This window comes from Nonomuraea sp. NPDC049709 (assembly GCF_040674815.1).
In the GTDB taxonomy this organism is placed as follows: Bacteria; Actinomycetota; Actinomycetes; order Streptosporangiales; family Streptosporangiaceae; genus Nonomuraea.
The window spans coordinates 1-23,688 of the sequence record NZ_JBFANM010000074.1 but is presented as its reverse complement, the minus strand read 5'-3'; the positions used below and the strand labels follow the sequence as shown (position 1 = coordinate 23,688).

Here is a 23,688-nt window from a genome sequence, read left to right as displayed (position 1 = left end):
TCACCAGGTCCGGAACTGGGCGGGCGGATCGTACAGCCCCCCTGACCAGGCCACGAGATCTTCGATGCTGCGGGCGGCCAGCAAGGAGCGCTTCGCCCTGCGGACGTCGACCTTGAGGTCTTCCGGCAGCGCGACGAGACCGTCCCGGCGCAGCGCTTCGACGTGGCGCTCGTCGATGGAACGCCCGATCGGCGTGGCGCCGGCGATCGCCGCCACCGCCTCGCGCCGCTCGGCAGGGCCAGAAGCCTTGTAGAGGTAGGCGACCCCCTCCTCGGTCACCACGTGGGTGACGTCGTCGCCATAGATCATGATCGGTGGGATGGGCATGCCGGCGTCCTTGCCCACGGGGACCGCGTCCAGGGTCTCCACGAACGCCGGAGCGCCGCCGGAGCGGAAGGTCTGGGTGATCTGCGCGACGAGCTTGCGCCCGCGCAGCGCCGGCGCCTCGCCGGTGAGCAGGCCCAGCCACGCGGGGGAGGCGTGCCTGCGGCCATGAGGATCGTGCCCCATGTTGGGCGCCCCGCCGAAGCCGCTCAGCCGGCCCTCGGTGACCGTCGAGGAGTTCGCGTCGGCGTCGATCTGCAGCGACGACCCGATGAACAGGTCCACGGCGTACTGACCCGCGAGCTGGCACAGCACGCGGTTCGACCGGAGCGAGCCGTCCCGGCCGGTGAAGAACACGTCCGGCCGGGCGGCGACGTAGCGCTCCGTGCCCGGTTCGCCGCCGAAGCAGTGCACCGACTCGACCCAGCCGCTCTCGATGGCGGGGATGAGCGTCGGGTGCGGGTTGAGCGCCCAGTGCCGGCAGATCTTCCCGCGCAGGCCGAGCTCCTCGCCGTACGTGGGCAGGAGCAGCTCGATCGCCGCGGTGTCGTAGCCGATTCCGTGATTGAGCGTGGTCACCGTGTGCCGCTCGTAGATCCCGCGCAGGGCCAGCATGGCCATCAGGATCTCCACCTGGCCGATGCGGCGAGGGTCGCGGGTGAACAGCGGCTCCAGGATGAACGGCCGCGGGCTCCGCACGATCAGGTCCACCCAGTCGCCCGGGATGTCCACCCTGGGCAGCTTGTCGACGATCTCGTTCACCTGGACCAGGGTGATGCCGTCGGAGAAGGCCGTGGCCTCGGCGATGGTCGGTGTGTCCTCGGTGTCCGCCCCGGTGTACAGGTTGCCGTCGTGATCGGCCTGCTCCGCGCAGAGCAGCGCGACGTCGGGGATGAGGTCGACGAACATCCTGGCGTACAGCTCGACGTAGGTGTGGATGGCCCCGACCTCCACCTTGCCGTCGGCCAGCAACTGCGCCATGCGGACGCTCTGCGGCCCGGCGTAGGCGAAGTCGAGCCGGCGGGCCACGCCCCGCTCGAACACGTCGAGGTGCTCTCGCAGGCTGATCGAGGAGATCAGCAGGTGCAGGTCGTGCACGGCGGCCGGATCGCACCCGGCCAGCGCTTCGGCCAGGAAGTCGGCCTGTTTCTGGTTGTCGCCCTCCAGCGCCACCCGGTCTCCCGGACGCAGCAGCGCCTGCAGGGCCTCGCGCATGCTCCCGGCTTCCACCATCCGGTCGGAGACGAACGGCCGGACCGCCTCCAGCCGCTCTCGCTTGGCGGACCGCCGCTGGGTCCAGCTCCTGCGGGTCGGGTTTCCGGCGGAAACGTTCGTGACAGCCATCGCAAGCCCCCATTCGTGCGCTGGCTACCGTCATGTGCCTCGAAAGGCGTAGAGCTAACGCAAAGCCGCCTAAAAACGGCGAGCGGCACCGCGGGGACCCCGCCACGCCGACGTTTCCGCGCGGCGGGGAGGGGCCCGCCATCGCGCATGATGGGGGCTGCAGGGTGGGCCCCAGGCGCGCCCGGTAGGGTGCCGATCATGGCATGCCGAATTTCCGAGCTGGTGATCGATTGCCGGGATCCGCAACGGCTGGCGGAGTTCTGGTGCGAGGTGCTGGGCTTCGTCGTGCTCGACACCGAGGATGACGGCGCGGTGGAGATCGGGCCGCGGGAAGGGTTCGGCGGACTGCAGCCGACTCTGGTCTTCAGTCCCACCACCGAGCCCAAGGCGGGCAAGCTGCGGCTGCACTTCGACGTCAACGCCACCGACCGCGATCAGGACGCCGAACTCGAACGCCTCCTGCGGCTCGGGGCGCGCCCGGCCGACGCCGGCCAGACCGGCGAGGAGCCCTGGCACGTCCTGGCCGACCCCGAGGGCAACGAATTCTGCCTCCTGCGAACCCGCCTGAGCTGAGCACCGTCCGGACCACGCCCTCGGAGCGCGCTCGACGGTGTGCGACCTCCGCTGGACCAGTCGTCCGAGGATTCCGGTGCCGACCTGTCACGCGCCGGAACGCTGCCTTGTCTTACCTGGCAAAGCGGCCCCATGGAGCGACAGGAGCGAGACCTTGCCACCAGCCAGCATCCGGATCCGGATCCGGATGAGCGCGCGTCCCATCGATGAGCCGAACCGCGCTGCCAGCCAACTGGAGCTGCTGTTCGACCTCACCTTCGTGGTCGCGGTCGCGGCCGTCACCGCCCAGTTGGCCCACGAGATCGCCGCAGGGCACGCCCTGGCCGGGATCGTGCCGTTCTTGCAGGTCTTCTTCGCGATCTGGTGGGCGTGGATGAACTTCACCTGGTTCGCGTCGTCCTACGACACCGACGACGTCGTCTACCGGGTGCTGACCATGGTGCAGATGGCCGGCGTGCTGGTCCTGGCCGCCGGTGTGCCGGCCGCGATCGAGCACGCCGACTACAGCGTCGTCACGCTGGGCTACGTCATCATGCGGATCGGACTCGTCCTCCTGTGGCTGCGGGCCGGTCTGGAGGATCGGGCGCGCCGCCGTACCGCGCTGCGCTACGCCGTCGGCATCTCCGTCATCACGGTGGGCTGGATGTACCACTCGATGGCGGCGCCCGTGACCGCCGAGCTGCCGCTCTTCGTCATTTTGGCGGTCCTCGAGCTGGCCGTGCCCCGGTGGGCGGAGCGGGTCGAACCCACCACCTGGCACCCGCACCACATCGCCGAGCGTTACGGCCTGTTCACGATCATCCTGCTCGGCGAGAGCGTGCTCGCCGCGTCCAGAGGCGTCACGGGAGCGCTCGAGACGAGCGAGATCAGCAGCCCCTTCGTCATGATCGCCGTCTCGGGCCTCGTGGTGCTGTTCGCTCTGTGGTGGTTGTACTTCCTGGTGGAGGCCGGTGAAGGGCTCCGCGACCGCCGAGATCGTTCATATGTGTGGGGGTACGGCCACTACGGCATCTTCGCGGCCCTGGCCGCCCTCGGTGCCGGCCTCGAAGTCGCGGTCGAGCAGAGCGGGCACGCCGTCACGGCCGCACCGCTCACCGTCGGGTACGCCGTCGCGATCCCCGTCGGCGTGTTCCTCATGCTGCTCTGGATGGTGCACGCGCGGATCGTGGGGGAGTCCGTGCTCCATGCCGTTCTGTTGTCGGTCTGCGCCGCCGTCGTCCTGGCGCTGCCGCTCGCGACGCCCTGGATCGGCGTGCACGGTGTGGTCGCGGCGATCGCGGCGAGCTGCGTCCTGTTGGTCACCGTCACGATCGCGTTGAACAAAGCCCGCGTGCCGGCGCCGGATTCCGGGACCCGCCGTGGCCGGGGGCGGATCGGGGCCGCCGCTCAGGAGACCTCGCAGTGATCCTGCGCCGGCCTGCCCGCCGCGCAGCCGGCAGGCGAGGCGTTCGCGGAGCCCGGCCACGCCCAGGACTACAGGGGCGAGCGCGACGCCTGCTGCCGGCGGCTCTCGCCCAGCACGGCACACACGCCGGGCTCGACGGCGGCGCGGAAAGCGGCGTCCAGCTCGGCGGGCGTGGCCGGCGTCTCTCCGTCCAGCCACGCCCGTAGCAACCCCATGAACGCGCCCACCACGCACACCACCAGCAGGTCGAGCCCGGCCGACGGCCGGGCGCCCGCGCCCAGCAACTCGTCCCTGACGACGGCGGCGAGCAACTGCTCCCCGCGCGCATACACCGGCCCGCCGCCGCGCCGCCCCAGCAGCGCCCGTACCAGCCGCTCCTGCTCGCGCACATGCTCGAACATCGGCAGGCTGAACGCCAGCAGCCGGGCCGGCCGGCCGTCGGCCGGCGGGCGGTGCAGGGCGGTGAGCTCGTCGAGATTGCTGAGCAGCACGTCCTGCTTGTCGGTGAAGTGTGAGTAGAACGTGGAGCGCCCCACGTCCGCGCGCTCGATGATGTCGGTGACAGTGACCGCGTCGTAGCCCTTGTCCAGGATCAGCGCCACCAGCGCCTCCTGGATCAGCCTTCGCGTACGGCGCACCCGCCGGTCTCCGGACACTTTCCCGCCCCCTGTTCAGTACGGCACAGCGCGGCCGATCTGCTCGTTGACCCGTCCCAAGTATGAACGCATCATTCGTAACTGAACACCTTGTTCGACAACGGAGGTAGCGTCATGAGCTTGGGAAAACTCCTGCACCGCCACGCCGAGCACGGCGAGGCCGGTGGCACCATCGATCGGCCGCGAGCCTACGAAGTCTTCGGCTCGATCGCCTTTCTGGGCGCCCGCCGGGCCGCCTTCCTGCGCGTGGCCACGGCGGCCCGGCCGCGCGCCGGGGACCGGGTCCTGGACGTCGGCTGCGGCACCGGCTACCTGAGCCGCATCCTGGCCCCGGTGGTCACGTCCAGCGGTCACGTCACCGGCCTCGATCCCGCGCCGGAGATGGTCGACTACGCCACCCGGCGTGCTCCGGACAACTGCACCTACGTCCGAGGCGAGGGACAGAATCTGCCCTTCCCGGACAGCTCGTTCGACCTGGTGGTCTCCAGCCTGGCGGTGCACCACATGCCCGTCGACGCGCGCCCGGAGGCCCTTCGGCAGATGCTGCGCGTGCTGCGACCTGGCGGACGGCTGCTCATCGCCGAGTTTCGCCCGCCGGCCAACCACCTGGCCCGGCACGTCATCGGCGTACTGTCCGGCCCGGCCATGCGTCATGACCCCCGCGATCTGCTCGGCACCATGATCCCGGATGCCGGTTTCACGGTCGAAGCCGAGGGGGACCTGCCGTACCTGCTGTACTACGTCCGCGCCAGGAGGCCATGACGCCACCCCCACGGGCTGGGCGGGGGTGCTCACCACCGCCAGGGCGGGCGCGACGCCGACCAGGCTGAGGGACGGCCCCCCTCCTCGCTTGCAGCGGTCGCGCCCGCATCGCGGTGACTGCTTCAGCGCCGAAACAGGTCCTCTCCCGGTTGGCAGAAATACCATAGGGGGGTATGGTGTTGTTCTGAGCGACCGACAAGGAGAGGGGTGGACATGGCCGGATACAGCGGCACCAAGCAGGACCACGCGATGCGGCTGCGCCGTATCGAAGGGCAGGTCCGCGGGTTGCAGCGGATGGTCGAAGACGACAAGTACTGCATCGACATCCTCACGCAGGTGTCGGCGGCGACCAGCGCGCTGAAGTCGTTCTCCCTGTCGTTGCTCGAGGAGCACCTGGCCCACTGCGTCGCCGAGGCCACCCGGAAGGGCGGGCCGGAGGCGGAGGCCAAGGTCAAGGAAGCCTCCGACGCCATCGCCAGACTTGTCCGTTCTTGATTGAAGGAGAGATCGCCATGAGCACTGTCACCTACACCGTCAAGGGCATGACCTGCGGCCACTGCGTCAGTTCGGTCAAGGAAGAGGTCAGCGAGGTGGCCGGTGTCACCAGCGTCGAGGTGGACCTGGCGAGCGGGTTGCTGACCGTGGACAGCGACGGCCCCGTTGACGCGGCGAAGATCGTCGCCGCGGTGGAGGAGGCCGGTTATGAGGTGGCGAACCAGTGAACACCGCGACCAAGCTTGGTTCTTACGTCCTGGGGCTGGCCGTCGTGTTCGGCGGCGCGCTGGGCGTGGGTAAGGTGGTGGGGCCGGTCGGGTCGCCCCCGGCGGAGGACCACGCCGCCATGGCGGCGCCCGTCGCGAGCGCGGCGCACGGTGACGAGCACGGTGTCCAGCCGGCGGAGAACGATACCCCCGGGGGGCTCCAGGTGTCCGAGAACGGCTACACCTTCAATCCACTCACCACGACGCTCAAGCCGGATGAGCCCACCGACTTCCGCTTCGCAGTGACGGGGCCAAACGGCGAGCCGGTCACCGACTATCAGGTTGAGCATGACAAGAAGCTGCACCTCATCGTCGCCTCCCGCGACCTTGGGACGTTCCGGCACGTGCACCCCGAGATGGCGCCCGACGGTGTCTGGTCGGTCAAGCTGACCTTGCCCAGCGCGGGTGCGTACCGTGTCTTCGCCGACTTCGCGCCCACCGGCGGCAGCGCTCTCACGCTGGGCGCGGACCTGGTCGCGACCGGCGACTACCGGCCCGAGGCGCTGCCCGAGCAGAGCCGCACCGCGAAGGTCGACGGATACACCGTCAATCTGGACGGCGAGCTGACGCCGGGGCGGTCCAGTAAGCTCACCCTGAAGGTGAGCAAGGACGGCGAGCCGGTCACCGACCTGCAGCCCTACCTCGGCGCCTACGGCCACCTGGTGGCCCTGCGTGCCCGTGACCTGGCCTACCTGCACGTGCATCCGGACGGGGAGCCGGGCGACGGCAAGACCGAGGCGGGCCCCGAGATCGTCTTCTACGCCGAGGTGCCCAGCACCGGCGACTACCGGCTGTTCCTCGACTTCCAGCACGAGGGGAAGGTCCGCACCGCGGACTTCACCCTGGGCGCGGGCGAGCGACCGGCCATCCCCGAGGCCACGCCCACACCCGCGCCGACGTCGAGCGGGCACGCCGACGACGGCCACGGCCACTGAGCGGCCACTGAGCGAGAGAAAGGAGAACGGTGATGTCCCAGGTCACCGATGACCGGCAGAACGCGGTCGAGCTCTCGATCGGCGGCATGACCTGCGCCTCGTGCGCCAACCGCATCGAGCGCAAGCTGAACAAGATGGACGGCGTGAGCGCCACGGTCAACTACGCCACCGAGAAGGCGAAGGTCACCTTCCCCGAAGGCGTCGACCCGCAGCAGCTGATCGCCGAGGTCGAGAAGGCCGGCTACACGGCCGCGCTGCCCGCCCCGCCCAAGACCGAGACCGATCCCGTCGAGCGGGAGCCGGAGGACGCGCTCCAGCCGCTGCGCCAGCGTCTCATCACGTCCGTGGTGCTGTCGGTGCCGGTGATCGCGATGGCGATGATCCCGCCGTTGCAGTTCGCCAACTGGCAGTGGTTGTCGCTGGTGCTGGCGGCTCCGGTGGTGGTGTACGCGGGCTGGCCGTTCCACAGGGCCGCCTGGACGAACCTGCGGCACGGCGCCGCGACGATGGACACGCTGATCTCGATCGGCACCATCGCCGCTCTGGGCTGGTCGTTGTGGGCGCTGTTCTTCGGCACGGCCGGCACGCCCGGCATGACGCATCCGTTCGCGTTCACCATCGAGCGCAGCGACGGCTCCGGCAACATCTACCTGGAGGCGGCGGCGGGCGTCACCGCGTTCATCCTGGCCGGGCGTTACTTCGAGGCGCGTTCCAAGCGGCGCGCCGGTGCCGCGCTGCGGGCGCTGCTGGAGCTGGGCGCCAAGGATGTGGAGCTGGCCGACGGCCGGCGGGTGCCGGTCGATCAGCTCACGGCGGGGGACCGGTTCGTGGTCCGGCCGGGGGAGAAGATCGCCACGGACGGTGTGGTGGAGGAGGGCTCCTCGGCGGTGGACGCCTCGATGCTCACCGGCGAGTCGGTGCCGGTCGAGGTCGGCGCGGGCGACGCGGTCACCGGCGCCACCGTGAACGCCGGAGGCCGGCTGATCGTCCGGGCGACCCGGGTCGGCGCCGACACCCAGCTCGCCCAGATGGCCAAGCTGGTGGAGGAGGCGCAGACCGGTAAGGCGCAGGCGCAGCGGCTGGCCGACCGTATCTCCGGGATTTTCGTGCCGATCGTGATCGCGCTGGCGCTGGGCACGCTGGGTTTCTGGCTCGGTACGGGTGACGGGGTGGGTGCGGCCTTCACCGCGGCGGTGGCGGTGCTGATCATCGCCTGCCCGTGCGCGCTGGGGCTGGCCACTCCGACCGCGCTGCTGGTGGGCACCGGGCGGGGCGCCCAGCTCGGCATCCTGATCAAGGGTCCCGAGGTGCTGGAGTCCACCCGCCGGATCGACACGGTGGTGCTGGACAAGACCGGCACGGTCACCGAGGGCCGGATGGCGCTGGCGGCCGTGCACGTGGCGGAGGGGGAGAGCGAGGAAGAGGTGCTGCGCCTGGCGGGCGCGCTGGAGCACGCCTCGGAGCATCCGATCGCTCAGGCCATCGCCCGCGCGGCCGCATCCGATGCCGTCGTGGAGGACTTCGCCAACGTCGAGGGCCTGGGCGTGCAGGGCATCGTGGACGGCCACGCCGTGCTGGTCGGCCGTCCCCGGCTGCTGGCGGAGTGGTCGCAGCACCTCCCGGCGGACCTGGAGCGGGACCTGCACGAGGCCCAGGCGGCCGGCCGTACCGCAGTCGCGGTCGGCTGGGACGGCCGGGCGCGGGCGGTGCTGGTCGTGGCCGACGCGGTCAAGCCGACCAGCAAGGAGGCCATCGCGCAGCTGCGCGCCCTCGGCCTGACGCCGGTGCTGCTGACCGGCGACAACGAGGCCGTGGCCAGGACCGTCGCCGCGGAGGTGGGCATCGACGAGGTCATCGCCGAGGTGTTGCCCGCCGACAAGGTGGAGGTGGTCAAGAAGCTGCAGGCCGAGGGCAAGGTCGTGGCCATGGTGGGCGACGGCGTCAACGACGCCGCCGCGCTGGCCCAGGCCGACCTGGGGCTGGCCATGGGCACCGGCACCGACGCCGCCATCGAGGCGAGCGACCTGACCCTGGTCCGCGGCGACCTGCGGGTCGCCGCCGATGCCATCCGGCTGTCCCGCAGGACGCTCGGCACGATCAAGGGCAACCTGTTCTGGGCCTTCGCCTACAACGTGGCCGCCCTGCCGCTGGCCGCGATGGGCCTGCTCAACCCGATGATCGCGGGCGCGGCGATGGCGTTCTCCAGCGTCTTCGTGGTCAGCAACAGCCTGCGGCTACGCCGCTTCAAGTAGCACCACCGGGATGGCTCCACACCGAACGGCGTGGAGCCATCCCTCTTTGGTGGCGTGCCGCACCCCGGGCATCGAGCCGGCGGCAGCCGCTCTCTACCATCACCCTTAGTAGAACGTCAGAAGGAGAGCAGGGAGTGGCAGTGGTGCACCAGGAACGCCGCCACGCCCGGCGCCAGAGCCAAGGTGGCGGGACCGGCCAGCAGCGCCGTCACCGCGAGCCGCCCGGCGACGCGCTCTCGGCGCGCGAGCGGGGCCTGCGGGTGCAGCATCCGGCGGACGCGGGTCAGCGCCGTCTCGCCGCCCGCGCCCAGCGCGAAGGCCGGAACCCGGCCCGTCGCCAGGCCGACCAGCGCCGCTGCGATGTGGATGCGCTGGTGGCGGCGTGCCGCCACATCGTCGGCCAGCATCTCGACCAGGCGGGTGACCTCGACGCGGGCCTGCTCGAACAGGGGAACGCGCGGGAACGCGCGCGCCAGGGCCTCGGCGCCGGCGAGCACCAGGTGGTGGCGCCCGCGCAGATGCGCCCGCTCGTGAGCGAGCACGGCGGCCACCTGCTCCGGGGCGAGCGAGCGCAGCGCCCCGGTGGTGATGACCGCGTGCCCCTTCCGGCCGGGCAGGCAGTACGCCAGGCGCTCGTCGTAGTCGACCACGAGCGCGTCGAGGTCGTGGTCGTGCCTGCCCAGGAGAGCGAGGGCCTCGGCGTGCCGGTGGCGTTCGCGGCGCGCCCGCAGCACGACCGCCGACCCCGTGTACGCGACGCGGGCGAGGACGAGCCCGCCGACGATGAGGCCGGCCCAGGTGGTGGCCGAGCTCATGGTGACCACGTCGTGGAACAGAGCGGCGCAGGCCTCGAACAGCTCGGCCAGCCCGTGTCCCACCACGGAGGCCGGCACGGCGACCGCGAACGCCGACAGCAACGCGGAGATGACCACCGATGCGGCGGCCGCCTGCCACAGGGCGATGGCCAGCCGGGGCGCCCGGTCGGCCCAGGGCGCTCGCCTCAGCAGGCCCGGCAGCACCAGGGCCGCGAAGACGCCGTACAGAGCGAGGACGATCGCCACGATCACGAGTCGCGTCCCCCTGGCGGGTAGACCTGGAGGGCCGCCTCGAGGGCGCTGGCCTCCTCGGGGGTCAGCCGCTCGAGGAAGTGGACCAGCGTCGCCGCCCGGTTGCCGCTGCCGGCCAGGGACTCGCGCATCACGTCGGCGGTGTAGGCCTCCTTCGACGACACCGCCTCGTAGATGTAGGCCCGGCCGACCGGCTCGCGCTTGAGCAGCCCCTTGGTGTGGAGCTTGTCCATCACGGTCATGACCGTGGTGTAGGCGAGGGTGCGTTCCTTGCGCAGGTGCTCCAGAACGTCCCGCACCGAGGCCGGTTGCTTGATGGCCCACATGCGATCCATGATCGTGGACTCGAGCTCTCCAAGGCCACGCGCCATTGACTCCCCCTTCGCCTGCGGTCGGCTCAACGCTACCGGCGATCGTAGCCACGCGGGATTGGGAGCCGGGCGTCGTGCACCTGCTTGTGGCGGCATTCGCGAGAGATTCTACGAGCCGAGTTAGTAGACTGCCAAGGCCGTGACGTGCACGTAGGTGAGGAAGGCGGTGCGACCTATGCGGAGATTTCGTGCAGTTCGGGTCGCGCGCGCCGTCCTGCTCGTGGCCCTCGCCCTGGGCGTGTGCGGCATGCACACGCTGGGACATCTGGACGGCCGGCACGGTGGTCCGTCCCCCGGCGCGCACGCCATGGAGGGCTTCGCCCCGGCGGCCCATCAGGCGGAACTTCCGGCATACGGTCCCGATCGCGGGATGCCCGGGTTCGACCCGACCGACGTCTGCCTGGCCGTCCTGATGTCGATCATCGTCCTGCTGCTGGGCGCTGCCCGGATCAGAGCGGGCCGGCGGACTGGTGCCGGAGGTGGGGCACTCTCGTCCGTCCGCCAGGTCGCCCGGCCGCCACCGGAGCTCACGTCCCGGCGCCTGGCGATTCTCTCGATGTTGCGCATATAGGCCGACGGCTCATGCGGGCCGGGCTTCGAGCCCGTCCGCGAACAGGCCGACGGTTCCCACACGATCGAGAGAACAGACAGCAATGCGTATCAACCGCAAGACGTCCATCGCCGTGACCGCAGGAGCCCTCGCTCTGGCCGCCGCATGTGGTGGAAACGGTGACTCCATGGCCACACACGGGGCCATGGGCGGCAGCAGCGCGCCCGCCGCCACCAGCGCCACCGCCCAGCCGTCGAGCGTGGTCAACGACGCGGACGTCATGTTCGCGCAGATGATGATCCCGCACCACGAGCAGGCGGTCGAGATGGCCGACCTCGCGCCGGCCCGCGCGGCGGACCCGGAGGTCAAGGAGCTCGCCGCGAAGATCAAGGCGGCGCAGGCCCCGGAGATCCAGACCATGAAGGGCTGGCTGACCGGGTGGGGCAAGTCCGCGCCCGAGGCCGGGATGGGGCACGACATGCCCGGCGTCATGTCCGAGGAGGACATGGCGAAGCTCAGGGCGGCCAAGGGTGCGGAGTTCGACAAGCTCTTCGCGCAGCAGATGATCGCCCATCACGAAGGCGCGATCGAGATGGCCCGCACCGAGCAGGCCGACGGAGCGAGCCCGCAGGCCAAGGAGCTCGCCAGGACCATAGAAACCACCCAGCGGGCCGAGGTGGAGCAGCTGCGGAAGCTCCGCGACCGGCTCTGAGCCGATGACCCGTCCGAGCGCGGCCGGCGCGCTCGGACGGGTCACCGCTCGGCCGCGCGTTCACACCTCCGGACGAAGAGCCTGCCCGGTGCGATGGGGCATCGGATGCGTACGCGGTGGCGTGGTGGACCGCGTCGGCGATCACCGGCACCACGCCCGCGCGTCCACTGCCGGGGCGCGTCTCAACTATATTCCGTAGTAGGTGTGCGGGCGCTTGCCGGGAAGGCGGTCGGAACGGGCCGTTGCCGATATACGGGTAGGGGGTATACGTTTGGTGTGTCGATATGACTTATTGAGATAAGGGTGGCAATGTCCGATTCGATGCACCACGGCGAACACGACCATGGGTCGCATGCTTCCGGCCCCGACGTGCACGGTGGCCACGCGCAAGCCCAAGGCGCGGACCACGGTCACCATGGGCCGATGAAGGCGACGTGGGGAGTGGCGGCATCGGCGACGCTGCACTGCCTCACCGGGTGCGCCATCGGCGAGGTGCTCGGCATGGTGATCGCCACCGCGCTGGGCTGGCACGACCTGCCCAGCATCCTGCTGGCCGTCGTCCTGGCGTTCATCTTCGGCTACGCGCTCACGTTGCGCGGCCTGTTCCGCGCGGGCCTCAACTGGCGTACGGCGCTGCGGCTCGCGCTGGCCGCCGACACGCTGTCGATCCTGGTCATGGAGATCGTGGACAACGGCATCATGCTGATCATCCCGGGGGCCATGGACGCCGGTCTGGCCTCGGTGCTCTTCTGGGGTGCGCTGGCGTTCGCGCTGCTGGTCGCGTTCCTGGTGACCTGGCCGATCAACAAGTGGATCATCGGCCGCGGCAAGGGCCACGCGGTGGTCCACGCCTACCACCACTGACCAGCCGACCGGATCGCCGCCGAACCCCGGGCGCCCGTTCCGCGCGCTGCCACTGTCCGCGGCCTGCGCCACGTGGGCCGGGGACCGGCGAGCCGGTCAGCCCCTCTGATGCGCGCGGCGGGAGCCGGAGCAGCAGGAGCCGTGGTGCGGAAAGGGCCGTCCGTCTGCGGTACGCGTGCGTGGCGGGGATGTGGGTACGCGTGGGCGAAGGACGAACAGCGATGGAGGGCGGCTTCCGTGACGAGCCGGTTCGCACAGTGGACCCTGGACGTGCACGACACCCGGAAGATGGCGGCGTTCTGGTCGGCGGCACTCGGTTACGAGGTCGAGCACGACGGCGAGGCGCCGCACCTGTGGCCGCCGCCGGACGCGCCGCGCAACTCCCTGACGGTCTGGCTCCAGCCGGCCGACGCGCCCAAGCGTGGCAAGAACCGCAACCACCCCGACCTGTACGTTCCCGACGGCGGCGATGTCGAGGCCGAGGTCGAGCGGCTGGTGGGGCTGGGCGCCACCCGCGTGGACGTCGGCCAGCGGGGCGACGAGGGGTTCGTCGTGCTGGCCGATCCCGAGGGCAACGAGTTCTGCCTGCTCCATCGCCGTCATCCGCAGGGAGCCTGAAAGCCGGCGGTCGTCCTGCTCAGGCGCTCTGGCTCTGAATCGCGGCCAGATGCCGGGTGCGTCGGGCCGAGTGGTGGAGCTGGTCCAGCAGGATGCCCTCGCGCAGCGCCCAGGGGCAGATGCGTACGCGCGGCAGGTTGAGAGCGGCCAGGGTGGCGTCGGCGACGATGGCCCCGGCGAGGATCTGCCGGGCGCGGGGGGCGGAGACGCCGGGAAGCTGTGCGCGTTGCGCGGGTGTCCGGCCGGCGAGGAGTTCGATGGCTTCGCGCAGGTCGTCGCGGCGGAGCTCGCGGGTGGCGTGGGGCCCGGCCTTGGCCTTCGGCGCCCCGCACAGGCGGGCGAGCTGGTAGAACGTCCTGGACGTGGCGACCGCGGTGGCCTGGCCGATGCGGTGCCTGGCGGACATGTCGCCCACACTCCTGGCGAGCACGGATTCCACGTGCTCGCGCAGCCGCCGGCGATGCTTCTTCTTCACCCGGTCGGGGTCCGGCAGGCGGTGGCGGGTCAGCCGTCCGGCTCCCAGGGGGAGGGACAGCGCCAGTTCGGGGGTTTCGCCGGTGCCGTAGGCGAGCTCCATGGATCCGCCGCCGATGTCGGCCAGCAGGATCGGGCCGGCGGACCAGCCGTACCAGTGCCGTACGGCCAGGAACGTCAGCCGGGCCTCCTGCACCGCGTCCAGGTAGCCGACGCGGACACCGGTGGCGGCTTGGATCTCCGCCAGGATCGGTTCGCGGTTGGCGGCGTCGCGGACGGCGGAGGTGGCGAACGGCAGCAGCCGGTGCACCCGATGATGCGCCGCGACCGCGACGGCCTCGCCGACGGCCTCGGTCAGCCGGTCGATCGCCGCCCGCCCGATGACGCCCTCCCGGCTGATCTCCTCGGCCAGCCGGATCTGGCGCTTCAGCGTCGCCACCGGCAGTGGCGGGTGGCCCGCCGTGACATCGGTGATGCGCAGATGAGCGGCGTTGGAACCGATGTCGAGCACGGCTAATCGCATGACCAGGTCGCTACCCGTCACAGGCGAGATCAATCTCCGGAATCGTGCCCGTACGGTGGCCGCTGCCGGTTCCCCGCCATGCCGACCGCGATCAGCATCATGGCCGGCGTGCATCAAGGCGCAGAGGCGCCGGCATGCCGATGAGCAGGTGCTGCAGCGTGTGGCCGCGGAAGTCGGTCGCGGCCAGCACGGCGATCGGCCCGGTCGTGGCGGCGGCCAGCAGCGCCACGCCGGTCAGGAACGCCGCCGCGCGCCACCGTCCGGGCTTGCCGTGCGTCGCCACCGTCCGGGCTTGCCGTGCGTCGCCACCGTCCGGGCTTGCCGTGCGTCGCCACCGTCAGGTAGCCGGCCGCGGCCACGGCGACCACCAGCAAGGCCGGTGCCGTGCCGCCGTGGTGCGTCATGCGGCCGGCTCCTCGTCCCGGCACAGGCCGAGCCGCCCGCCGGTGCGCTGCAACGCCCAGCCGCCGATGACGAGATCGTCCCAGCAGGAAACCGAGGTCCCACCAGAGCTGGTACGGTCCGGTGCGGACGTGGTGGATGCCCAGCAGGGTCTTGTACGAGGTGTGGGACTCCACGCAGGGCAAGAAGTCGGCGGCGGCTCTCGTCCGGGAAGGGCTACCTGCCCCCCAGAGGGGGCGAACGGCGAGCTCTCTCAGGAAGGCGTGGCCTGTTCGAGAAACCTGGCCCGATTCCGACAGCTCACCGACTGAACAGCCTGCGGGAGGCCGGCGCACACGAGCAGGTCGCCACACTGGTCGAACGGCTACCTGTTGCAGGGCCATTCAAAGCCGCTGACATCCGACTGTCACGCAACACCTGTCGGTGTTCATCTGGACCTGTCGGCACCTGTGTCGGTGTCCGGGTGGGGTTGTCGAAGCGCAGGTCTGTCAGCGGAAAGAGCGCGATGTTGAGTGCGGTGTAGATGTCCGGTTTGGGGACGGCCGCTCGGTCATACTGGGCTCTTATGAAGATCGCGTGGCTTGCGGCGTCCGTCGTGCTGTGTCTCGGCACGGCGGCCGGGTGCTCAAGACAGGGGACTGTGCTGTCGAGCCCCGCGACCGTCACGCCTTCGGCGACCGCGGGCGCCGGGACCTGGATGGTGGAGCCCCGCTCCAAGCGGTGGAAGGAGGTCGCGGGTCCGCGGCTCCGGGCGAGAGCGGAGCTCGTCGACGTGGTCGCCGATGGGCCTCGGCGGGCGTGGGCGGTGGGCTTCGAGGACGGCGCCGAGGACCGCGAAGGGACCGTGGTCGTCGAGCGGTGGAACGGCGCGGCGTGGAAGAAGACTGCTCTCGATCGCGAGCTCTACGTGAGCGGGTTCGACGTGGGCGGACCCGGCGACATCTGGATCGTGGGGGATGGCGTCGCCATCCACTGGGACGGGCGGCGCTGGTCGTACCCGCGCCCGTCCGGGCTGGGAGCGTCCTGGTTCACCGACGTGTCGATCGACAAGGGGCGGGCGGTGCTGGTGGGTACAGACCTGACCAGGGACACCTCCCTTGCCCTTGAGTGGACTGGCCGGAAGTTTGAGAAGCGGGCCGCCGTCCAGGGCGTGTTCGCCGCGGTGACGGCCCGGCACGATCAGGTGTGGGTGGTCGGCACCGCGCTCCGCGACGGCTGCTCCGGCATCAGGCCTACGGTCTGGCACGCTGCCCAGGGCGGGACGTACACCGAGATGCCCCTCCCTGACGTGCCGGGAGGCTACCTCAAGCAGGTGTGGGAGATCTCGCCGGACGACGTGTGGGCCGTCGGCGGGATCGGGGGCGAGCATGCGCCGTCGTTCGCCTGCCAGACCAAGATCGAGGGTTCCGGGCCGTCGGAGACGCTCATCATGCACTGGGACGGGTCCTCATGGCAGCGGATGGCCGTGCCCAGCGGTGACGGGCCGCTGGAGAGCGTCACCGCGTTCGGGCCGGACGACGTGTGGGCGGTCGGGTACGGCAGTGGCGACACCACGGTGGCCCTGCACTTCGACGGCCGGACCTGGACCCGTGAGCGCATCTACGACTACCCGTTGGGCCGCGTGGCGGTGACGGCGATTCCCGGCACATCGGAGCTGTGGGTGGTGGGGGCCGCCAACCATAAGGCCGACTACGGCAAGGACGTCATCCTCCGGCGACGGTAGGGCTGACCAGCGCCTCATCGCCTCGCGGGCCGCGCAATCCGCCAGGTCGAGGTGAACAACCGGGACCGAACCGTGCACCCGTACTTGTCGAACCCCAGTTCAGTGCGTGCCGCCGCCGACATATTCATCCGGGAAGGACGCGAGCCACAAGGCACCTGTTGGGCGGGCAGTCCGGCGCATGGCCGACCCGGGCCGGCGCAGCGAACAGCACCCACCCACCCGGAATATCACTCTCCGTAGACAGCGCATCGCTTCCGGAGCATTGGTGGGTCGCGAGGCAACGACCTGAACTGTGACGGAGTCTCTAGGCACCGGACGATCAAGAACGGTGCTCGTTCGTGTACACGACAGGCATGGCATCCGGGGCGCGGGCACCGGGCCGGAGCGCCAGGGGACTGCGCCGGTTTACCTAATAACCCTTGAGTTCCTTCGGCGTTCTTCGGTCTCTCTAGCCCCAGAACCTGGGGCTATCTGCTGGTACTCCGGCTCTTCGGTTGTTGATGAGATTTCGGGGATTCTGAAGGTCTATCGTCCTGGTCGTTCGTCTTGCTGCGATGGTGAAGGCGAGGTGGCCAGAGTTGGCGCTGGCGGTAGTGAAGGATCTCCGAGTGGCGCGGGCCCCGGCCACTGTGGAGGACCTGGAGGCGCTGGAGACCGACGTGCTGGCCGGGTTCGTGCTGGCCCGGGCCGCGGCGGGACTGTCGGACGGGACGATCTCCTCCGACGTGGTGCACCTGGAACAGGCACGGGCCTGGTTCGGCCGGTCGCTGTGGGAGATGGACCCGGCCGACACCGACGCGTACTTCGGCAAGGTGCTGCGCTCCGCTGCGAAGGGCACCCGGCTGGCTCGGGCCCAGGCGATCAAGACGTTCTTCCTGTTCCTGGAGCTTCGTCACAAGGTCGAGATTCACCAGATGACCGGCCGCGTGGTCGAGTGCCCGATCGATGAGATGAACCGGCCGCGCGGCGGTCCGCTGGGCAAGCTGCGTATCCCGCCCACCGTCGAGCAGGTGAGCCGGTTGTTCACTGGGTGGCGGCAGGAGCTGGCGAGTTGCCGGAAGTTCGCCCCGACCGCCCGCAACTACACCGCCTGCCGCCTGATATCCGAGGTCGGGCTGCGCGTGAACGAGGCGTGCAAGCTGGACCTGGCCGACATCAAGTGGGACCTGGGCCGCTTCGGCAAACTGCATGTCCGTCACGGCAAGGGCGCCCGCGGATCCGGACCGCGCGAGCGAATGGTGCCGCTGATCAACAACGCCGCGGCGACACTACGCTGGTTCGTCGAGGACGTGTGGGGCCAGTTCGGCGACGACGATGGTTATCTAGCCATGTCAAGCGAACCTGCTGGTCAGATGGTTGAGTGCGTGTCAGGCACGTCAGGCAAGTAGTCATCCTGTGGGTGCCGGTGGGTTGGTGCCGTTGAGCGGTCCATGAGCCGTGTCAAAACCCCGCCGGATGGACCGGCGGGTTATGGCACTCAGGTGTCGCTTTGAGCCTTGAGCGACTGGTCAACGTGGAGAAACGGCCGCGGCCAGGTCAGCCCGGTGTCAGGATCGAGGGCATGCACCCGCTGATGAACGCTGATCACATCGTGATCATGACGGGGAACCCCGAGGATAAGGACGGCGTCCGCACCCTGTTCACGCTGAAGCGAGACCCCGACCCGTCTCCATTCTTCCTGCTGGTCCCGCTGGAAGAGGAATGTCCGCGGGCAACGATCGTCCCCAACGGGCGAGGCTGGCGGCTGCGCCCGGCCAATGACGCCACGGAACATGTCACGGAACGCGTCGGAGATGATCTGCTCACCCTGGCCGCTGAGTGGGTGACCGACCGGTATGGGCTTCCCCGCCCAGGCGGTCTGCTCTCGGGGAGTTGACCCTGCGAGGGGTAGGCGTGGCGTTCCGGGACGCCTATGCGTCAGGATCGGTCGTCGGTCAGAAGTCCGAGGGGTCTCGGGCGCTTCCCAGGCGGTGAGCTGCCGCTCAGGGTCGCTTTCCTGTTGCGAGAACTGGTGAATCAGGTCGGCGAGGGCTTGCCGGTCTTGCTCGGACAGGTCCTGCAGCAGGACGGCCACCGGTTCGATCACCTGCATCGTGGCTGCGGCGTGATGGCGTCGTCGTTGCTGAGGTCCAGTCTGATGACGACCTCGGTGAGAGCTTTGGCGAGGGTGTGTTCGAGTTGGGTCATGACGGGGCTCCTGGGCTGGTTGCTGGGCGTGTGGCGTGTCCGGGGACGGCTGCGTATGGCGTGAAGGCGGCCCTGGTCAGTCTGCTGCCGGTTCGGTGAGCCGGGCTTCCAGCTCGGTGATCATCTGGGTGAGCAGGCTGGTGTTCTCGTGCCGGACCGCCTGGGGGCCGACCACCTCGAGGCCGGCGACCTTGGTGATGCACTCGTCGGCGGCCTGGGCCATGGTGGCGAACTCCTTGCGGGCGATGGAGTGCGGGTTGGCGGCCTCGAAGGTGGTGGCGCGTTGCATGTCCTTGACCGAGGTCATCGCCGCGCGTGCGCTGAACTCGTCGCCGTGGCCGGAGCGCATGTAGCGGGTGACGAAGACCCGGCGCCGGCCAGCATCGCGCCGGGCAGGGTCGGTCGACGGCATGAACCGCTCCAGGCGATCGCCGCGGTTGGCCACGATCACGCGGACGACCCGGACGGCCCGCCGCAGCCGGGCACCGTTCGGAAGGCCGACGCCGGCGGCGATGTCGGCGTAGCTGAGTTCGCGTCCGTGGTTGCCGCGCAGCCAGATCATCACCTCCGCGACGTCGTTCTCGGCCTGCGTCCAGCCCATCGCGTCCCGCCGCGGGCTCATAGCAGCCCGCCGGGTCGTCGAGGAACTTCGCCAGCGCGGCGTCGTCCAGCGCCGAGCCGGTGGCCAGGTCCCGGACGGCGGTGATGGCCGCCTCGGCGCCGTCGCAGAGCTCGGCGATGGCCTGAGCGCGGTCGGCGGTGAAGTGGATCTGCTGCTTGTGCAGCAGCGCCAGCGCCCGCGAGGCGGCCATGCGGATCTCGGCCATGGCGTTGAAGACGTGCATGGACGCCTCGGCCTCGCCAGCTTGTCCCGGGCGATGCCGGCGATCTTCTCCATGGCCTGGATGTTGTCGTCGAAGTTGCGGATCACGCACTCGTCGACCTCCCAGGCGATCGCCGTCTCCCGGTCGGCCCGCATCGCCGCGATCTGCTCGTCCATGGCCGGCAGGTGTGAGGGGTCGGGGACGAAGAACTTGCAGGCGGCGCACTGATAGCGGACCGCGCAGGCCTTCCCCCCGGCTCTGATGTTGGCCGGCTCGGTGCAAAGGCCGAACGGCACCGCCACCGACCGCTCCTCATAGGCGACGCCGGAACAGGCCGGCCGGGCCCGGCCGGTCCGATCGAAGCTGTGGCGGCTGACCACCTCGACCGCCTCCCGCTTCCGCTTGAGGGAGACTAACGGCATAGTCGGATATTGGAACTGTCTGAATGCCCGCTCGTGAGCGGTCCTTGGACGGTGCTAGCCAGCTTGAGGACAGACTGGAAAATAGGCAGTTACCACAGCCATCGATCGAGGAACTCGGCCCAGATGAACCCGCGGTAGCCTTCGAAGGCCGGTGGGTCGATCTCCTTGAGCTTCTGCGCGAGTTCGGCAAGCTCGGCCAGCGCTTCGTCTTCGTGGTCGTCCGCGTCGTTGAGGATGGGGGACTGACTAACGTGGAGTCCGTAGTGATGCAGCGTGCGCAGCCAGTGGCCGATCGTCGAATTGGCGAACCACGCCTCCCCACCCGGTAGGACGTAGCGGACCCTCCCGGTGTGCGGCTCGGCGCCGAAGGCCCACCGCAAGCCAGACACGATGTCACCGTGGTGGTTGCCGGTGAGCCGGTAAAGCGTAATCCCTGAGGTGGTCTGAAGCACTGGGTCAGGGGCCGCCTGGAAGTCGACGTACTCGATAAGTTGATCGACGACAGGAACGCCGACGTTCACAAGCAGCGACTTTTGTCCCTCGGGGATCCTCCATCCGGCCACGATGCCCGGATCAGCTCGGCTGATGCGTTCGGCGCCGGCCCATCCGGCCAGGTCTTCAAAGGTCAGCATGGGGCCCCTCCAAAGGGGTCGCGTCCGAGATGCGGCTCTGTCGCGGAAACGGTGGTGACTGATCGTGATGTCACCCGAGCAGGATCCGATGGCGTAGCAGCCGGAAGCCGGCCCGACCGTACATCTGGCGCTTGATCATCTTGGTCTTGTTGTTGACGCCTTCGGTGCCGCCGTTGTGATGCGGGAGGGTGAGTCCGGCCTCGACGGCGGCCCGGTCCTGGTCGAGGCCGGTGCAGAAGCTGTGCAGGTGCGGCAGGTCCGCGGCGCGGACCATGAGGATCCAGGTGTCGAGGCGTTCGTCGTTCTTGGGGTCGGGTTTGAGCTGGGCGGCGAAGTCGCGGATAGCGGTGACGAGGACGGTCATCTCCACGCAGCTGGAGCTGAGCCGTTCGGCCAGCTCACGGTCGGCGTCGGTGAGCTTGTCGGGGTTGCTGAGCAGCAGCCGGGTGACCCGCTTGGCGGAGATCGTGGGCCGGTCGGCCTCTACTCGGCCCTGGTTGATGTAGCGGTAGAGGAGGTTCTGGCTGCCGGTATACCCGAGTTTCTTGATCTCGGTCAGGAGCGTCTGCACCGGGATGGCCGGTTCCTCGGCACGCCGAGCGCGTAGGTGGTCGCGGGAGGGGTCGACCAGGGTGGGGCGGTATTGCGGGGCGCGCCGCATGCGCTCGGGTTCGCTGGCTCGGGCGTAGCGTTTGACCGTGTTCAGCGCCAGTTGCAGGCGGCGGGCGGTCTCCAGCAGGCCGACGCCGGCATCGATCAGCTCATGGACCTGCCTCCACCGCTCCAGCGTGGTGGCCGCGCGCTTGCCGTCCTGCAGCGGCGGCCCGTGTTGGGCCCAGCAGGAGCTGTGAGCACCGACCTCCTTGCGGACCGTTTCGCCCAGGCCGTTCCACAGATGCCAGCGATCACTGACCTGCACCGCGTCCGGGAGCGCGTCACGGATGGCCTGGGCGTAGGTCGTCGAGCCGTCCCGGCACACGACCTCGACCCCGGGATGGGCACGCAGCCAGTCGGTCAAGGTCTCGGCCTTGCGGCCGGGCAGCACGTCGATCCGCTGATTCGTCTCAACGTCGATCAAGATTGTTGCGTAGACGTCGCCCTTACGCAGGGCGAAGTCGTCAACGCCCAGGACCCGCGGTGCGGCGGCCAGCGGCAGAGGCAACGCCAGCAGCATGCGCAGCGCCGTGAACCGTGTGACCGGGATGGCCATCACCTGCAGCGTGCGCGCGGCGGCCCGCCCGGCTAACTCCTTGACCACCGCGGCGACCTGCGTGGCCAAGCGGACGGTTCGGCGTTGGTAGCGCCGCAGCAGTCCGGGAATCTGCTCGCGAAAGGTTCTCCTGCAGCCTGCGGTGGCGCACACCAGGCGACGCACGCGCACCTCAAGAACGACGGGGCGGGCGTCAACAGCGACGTCGGCAACGATGCGCTGGTGATAGCCGTGCACTCTGCTCGTCGTGGTGCCACAGTCCGGGCATGCACCTGGATGATCTGGGGTTCGCATGCGTAGCCGTATCGCACGGTCCTCATCGGTTACATCCTGGACGATCAGCGGCGACAGTCCTGCAAACACCGTGCTCACCAGTACCGTGGCATCGATCATCGCTCACTGTGACATCCACAGACGATCAGTCACCACCGTTTCTGCGACAGAGCCCGAGATGCGGTGTAAATAGATCACGAGCGTAGGTTCCGTGTTGAACCGCCAAGTTCGCACGAAGAAAGGCCCCACGCTCGTGACCCGTCGAGTATCGCCCATCCAGGCCATCCGTGCCGAGATCGACGCCCTGTTCGCCTCCGACCGTGACCTGGTCGAGGTCATCGAGGACGCTGCCCGGCTCGGCGCCCGCCTGATCATCCAGACTGCCGTCGAAGCCGAGGTCGATGCCTTCCTCGGTCGCGCCCGCTACCAGCGCACCGCCGCCCTCACCGCAGCCGGCGCCTGGGTGGCCGAACTGACCGGCCTGCTGGAGTTGCCGGGCTGGCCCAAGGGGATACGGGTCATCGCCCGCAAGGAGCGTCCGCATCCCGGAGCCCAGTTGCGCTTCACCGACGTCGACGGATGCCGCGTCACCTGCTTCGTCACCAACACCCAAGCGTGGTCAGCTCGCCGACCTGGAACTGCGGCACCGCCGCCGGGCCCGCGCCGAAGACCGCATCCGCTGCGCCAAGGACACCGGCCTGGCCAACCTGCCGCTGCACCACTTCACCCGCAACCAGATCTGGTGCGAACTCGTCGCCCTGGCCTGGGAACTCCTGGCCTGGATGCAGATGCTCGCGCTGCCCGGCACCGCCGCCCGCAGCTACGAGCCCAAACGCCTGCGCCTGCGGCTGTTCGCGGCGGCCGGACGACTGGTGCACGGCGGCCGACGGCTGCGCCTGCGCATCGCGGGGCGATGGCCCTGGGCCCGTGACATCCTCACCGCACTGACGCATCTGCAGGCGCTACCAGCCCCGCCCTGACCAGCCATAACCCGCCCCTACAACCAGGAAAGGACACCCGCGGGCCCGTGGAACCCCGCCCACTCGGCGCGACAGCCGGGCCAGCGTGCTGACCACAGCACGCATTCCACCTCCAGCCGAACCGTTCAACCGACCACGCCGAGATCACGAAAGATCGAGGCTAGGACCCTGACAGGAAATACCGCCGCGGGGACCGCGATCGCACGTAAACGCGCGGTGCTCTACAACGTCCTGGACTACGCGGGGAGCCCGGTCAAGCTCCTGACAAGCAACCCGCTGGTCCGGTTTTACAGAGCACGGTCTACCGAGCCATCTAGTAGGGCTTGACCTGCGGAGATTTCTCTTGCATGGCTTGCCGACCTGTTATGGCGACGCGCATACGACGCACGAGGCGTCTCGGCTCACCTTTTGAGCAGTCCTCCTGGATCCGACCGCCTGACGCTGTACATCACTGGAGACTCGACGGCGGCAGCGGCCGAAGATCGTGCAATCTGGCGATCAGCTGGGTTGCCGACGCATCTGGCCGCTGATCGCCGTCACCCCCAACTCCTTCAGCATCACTGCCAAGACAGGCGCCCCCGGCAAAGGGGCTCCGCCCGAAGTCATCTCTCGATGCCAGATGACCAGGCGTATTCCGGTCGTATTCCACGCTGCTGCCGACGCGTGCAACGATCACTCCACTGAATTTCGGCCCGGGGATCGCTCGTGTCAGTCAGGGATTCGAGCATGACGAAGCCTCGTCGGAGGCTGTATTCCACCCCCTGGCACCAGGCGCTCCGGCGGGCTGATCTTCGTCCGAGAGAAGGAAGAACGATGAACCCGCTCAAAACGGTCACCGTCGGCG

At 69.5% G+C, this 23,688-nt stretch carries 24 protein-coding genes and 1 pseudogene; 16 read left to right on the top strand and 9 right to left on the bottom strand.

The window, feature by feature from the left end:
• A complete protein-coding gene (gene mdcA / locus AB0J69_RS48055) occupies nucleotides 1-1,668 on the bottom strand; it encodes a malonate decarboxylase subunit alpha (RefSeq protein ID WP_364132525.1) in 1,668 nt (555 codons plus the stop codon).
• Between the two features lie 198 nt (nucleotides 1,669-1,866).
• On the opposite strand from mdcA, the gene AB0J69_RS48050 reads away from it, so the two are divergent.
• The gene (locus AB0J69_RS48050) at nucleotides 1,867-2,241 is read left to right on the top strand and encodes a VOC family protein (RefSeq protein WP_364132524.1); all 375 of its coding nucleotides are present in this window, start codon (nucleotides 1,867-1,869) and stop codon (nucleotides 2,239-2,241) included.
• A gap of 187 nt (nucleotides 2,242-2,428) precedes the next feature.
• Entirely contained in the window at nucleotides 2,429-3,646 is a 1,218-nt protein-coding gene (locus AB0J69_RS48045; protein WP_364132522.1) for a low temperature requirement protein A, read from the top strand.
• A 68-nt stretch (nucleotides 3,647-3,714) separates the two neighbouring features.
• On the opposite strand, the gene AB0J69_RS48040 is transcribed toward AB0J69_RS48045, so the two are convergent.
• Complete coding sequence (locus AB0J69_RS48040; RefSeq protein ID WP_364132521.1) at nucleotides 3,715-4,302, bottom strand: TetR/AcrR family transcriptional regulator; 588 nt, start codon at nucleotides 4,300-4,302, stop codon at nucleotides 3,715-3,717.
• Between the two features lie 114 nt (nucleotides 4,303-4,416).
• On the opposite strand from AB0J69_RS48040, the gene AB0J69_RS48035 reads away from it, so the two are divergent.
• The 5 genes from AB0J69_RS48035 to AB0J69_RS48015 all read left to right on the top strand — a co-directional run bounded on the left by AB0J69_RS48035 (nucleotide 4,417) and on the right by AB0J69_RS48015 (nucleotide 9,012).
• The gene (locus AB0J69_RS48035) at nucleotides 4,417-5,064 is read left to right on the top strand and encodes a class I SAM-dependent methyltransferase (protein ID WP_364132519.1); all 648 of its coding nucleotides are present in this window, start codon (nucleotides 4,417-4,419) and stop codon (nucleotides 5,062-5,064) included.
• A gap of 213 nt (nucleotides 5,065-5,277) precedes the next feature.
• A complete protein-coding gene (locus AB0J69_RS48030) occupies nucleotides 5,278-5,559 on the top strand; it encodes a metal-sensitive transcriptional regulator (protein WP_364132517.1) in 282 nt (93 codons plus the stop codon).
• A 17-nt stretch (nucleotides 5,560-5,576) separates the two neighbouring features.
• Nucleotides 5,577-5,786: a cation transporter gene (locus AB0J69_RS48025; RefSeq protein ID WP_364132516.1), complete on the top strand. Its 210-nt coding sequence runs from the start codon at nucleotides 5,577-5,579 to the stop codon at nucleotides 5,784-5,786.
• A complete protein-coding gene (locus tag AB0J69_RS48020; RefSeq protein WP_364132514.1) occupies nucleotides 5,783-6,760 on the top strand; it encodes a hypothetical protein in 978 nt (325 codons plus the stop codon). The genes AB0J69_RS48025 and AB0J69_RS48020 overlap by 4 nt, the downstream gene beginning before the upstream one ends.
• Nucleotides 6,761-6,792: 32 nt before the next feature.
• Complete coding sequence (locus tag AB0J69_RS48015; protein WP_364132512.1) at nucleotides 6,793-9,012, top strand: heavy metal translocating P-type ATPase; 2,220 nt, start codon at nucleotides 6,793-6,795, stop codon at nucleotides 9,010-9,012.
• Nucleotides 9,013-9,128: 116 nt separating this feature from the next.
• On the opposite strand, the gene AB0J69_RS48010 is transcribed toward AB0J69_RS48015, so the two are convergent.
• Nucleotides 9,129-10,079 carry a M56 family metallopeptidase gene (locus AB0J69_RS48010; protein ID WP_364132511.1) on the bottom strand — a complete coding sequence of 317 codons (951 nt, stop codon included), beginning with the start codon at nucleotides 10,077-10,079 and terminating at the stop codon, nucleotides 9,129-9,131.
• Nucleotides 10,076-10,450 carry a BlaI/MecI/CopY family transcriptional regulator gene (locus AB0J69_RS48005; RefSeq protein ID WP_364132509.1) on the bottom strand — a complete coding sequence of 125 codons (375 nt, stop codon included), beginning with the start codon at nucleotides 10,448-10,450 and terminating at the stop codon, nucleotides 10,076-10,078. Before AB0J69_RS48005 ends, AB0J69_RS48010 begins: the two co-directional genes overlap by 4 nt.
• 175 nt (nucleotides 10,451-10,625) lie before the next feature.
• Here AB0J69_RS48005 and AB0J69_RS48000 point away from each other — a divergent pair, with 175 nt between their 5' ends.
• From AB0J69_RS48000 to AB0J69_RS47985, 4 genes are all read left to right on the top strand, one after another.
• Nucleotides 10,626-11,021, top strand: a complete 396-nt coding sequence (locus AB0J69_RS48000) for a DUF6153 family protein (RefSeq protein ID WP_364132507.1) — start codon at nucleotides 10,626-10,628, stop codon at nucleotides 11,019-11,021.
• A gap of 166 nt (nucleotides 11,022-11,187) precedes the next feature.
• Nucleotides 11,188-11,712 (top strand): DUF305 domain-containing protein, encoded by a 525-nt coding sequence (locus AB0J69_RS47995; RefSeq protein WP_364132506.1) that lies wholly within the window; start codon nucleotides 11,188-11,190, stop codon nucleotides 11,710-11,712.
• 423 nt (nucleotides 11,713-12,135) lie between these two features.
• A complete protein-coding gene (locus AB0J69_RS47990) occupies nucleotides 12,136-12,576 on the top strand; it encodes a DUF4396 domain-containing protein (RefSeq protein ID WP_364132504.1) in 441 nt (146 codons plus the stop codon).
• 237 nt (nucleotides 12,577-12,813) lie between these two features.
• The gene (locus tag AB0J69_RS47985; protein ID WP_364132502.1) at nucleotides 12,814-13,194 is read left to right on the top strand and encodes a VOC family protein; all 381 of its coding nucleotides are present in this window, start codon (nucleotides 12,814-12,816) and stop codon (nucleotides 13,192-13,194) included.
• 19 nt (nucleotides 13,195-13,213) lie between these two features.
• Here the strand turns inward: AB0J69_RS47985 and AB0J69_RS47980 are convergent, their stop codons facing one another.
• Nucleotides 13,214-14,212 (bottom strand): Ppx/GppA family phosphatase, encoded by a 999-nt coding sequence (locus AB0J69_RS47980; RefSeq protein ID WP_364132501.1) that lies wholly within the window; start codon nucleotides 14,210-14,212, stop codon nucleotides 13,214-13,216.
• 76 nt (nucleotides 14,213-14,288) lie between these two features.
• Nucleotides 14,289-14,474 (bottom strand): cytochrome c oxidase assembly protein, encoded by a 186-nt coding sequence (locus tag AB0J69_RS47975; protein ID WP_364132499.1) that lies wholly within the window; start codon nucleotides 14,472-14,474, stop codon nucleotides 14,289-14,291.
• A gap of 759 nt (nucleotides 14,475-15,233) precedes the next feature.
• Between AB0J69_RS47975 and AB0J69_RS47970 the strand changes: the two genes are divergently transcribed.
• From AB0J69_RS47970 to AB0J69_RS47960, 3 genes are all read left to right on the top strand, one after another.
• Nucleotides 15,234-16,316, top strand: a complete 1,083-nt coding sequence (locus tag AB0J69_RS47970; protein WP_364132498.1) for a hypothetical protein — start codon at nucleotides 15,234-15,236, stop codon at nucleotides 16,314-16,316.
• A gap of 608 nt (nucleotides 16,317-16,924) precedes the next feature.
• Nucleotides 16,925-17,704: a hypothetical protein gene (locus AB0J69_RS47965; RefSeq protein WP_364132497.1), complete on the top strand. Its 780-nt coding sequence runs from the start codon at nucleotides 16,925-16,927 to the stop codon at nucleotides 17,702-17,704.
• A 173-nt stretch (nucleotides 17,705-17,877) separates the two neighbouring features.
• A complete protein-coding gene (locus AB0J69_RS47960; RefSeq protein ID WP_364132495.1) occupies nucleotides 17,878-18,192 on the top strand; it encodes a hypothetical protein in 315 nt (104 codons plus the stop codon).
• A 387-nt stretch (nucleotides 18,193-18,579) separates the two neighbouring features.
• Here the strand turns inward: AB0J69_RS47960 and AB0J69_RS47955 are convergent, their stop codons facing one another.
• On the bottom strand, nucleotides 18,580-19,065 hold the full coding sequence (locus AB0J69_RS47955) for a hypothetical protein (RefSeq protein WP_364132494.1): 486 nt from the start codon (nucleotides 19,063-19,065) through the stop codon (nucleotides 18,580-18,582).
• Between AB0J69_RS47955 and AB0J69_RS47950 the strand changes: the two genes are divergently transcribed.
• Complete coding sequence (locus AB0J69_RS47950) at nucleotides 19,046-19,555, top strand: hypothetical protein (protein ID WP_364132492.1); 510 nt, start codon at nucleotides 19,046-19,048, stop codon at nucleotides 19,553-19,555. The genes AB0J69_RS47955 and AB0J69_RS47950 overlap by 20 nt on opposite strands.
• A 283-nt stretch (nucleotides 19,556-19,838) precedes the next feature.
• Here the strand turns inward: AB0J69_RS47950 and AB0J69_RS47945 are convergent, their stop codons facing one another.
• On the bottom strand, nucleotides 19,839-20,381 hold the full coding sequence (locus tag AB0J69_RS47945) for an SUKH-4 family immunity protein (RefSeq protein ID WP_364132490.1): 543 nt from the start codon (nucleotides 20,379-20,381) through the stop codon (nucleotides 19,839-19,841).
• A 70-nt stretch (nucleotides 20,382-20,451) separates the two neighbouring features.
• Complete coding sequence (locus tag AB0J69_RS47940) at nucleotides 20,452-21,984, bottom strand: ISL3 family transposase (protein WP_364132488.1); 1,533 nt, start codon at nucleotides 21,982-21,984, stop codon at nucleotides 20,452-20,454.
• A 334-nt stretch (nucleotides 21,985-22,318) separates the two neighbouring features.
• On the opposite strand from AB0J69_RS47940, the pseudogene AB0J69_RS47935 reads away from it, so the two are divergent.
• A pseudogene (locus tag AB0J69_RS47935) lies at nucleotides 22,319-22,844 on the top strand (transposase); the annotation flags it as partial.
• Nucleotides 22,845-23,688 lie beyond the last annotated feature (844 nt).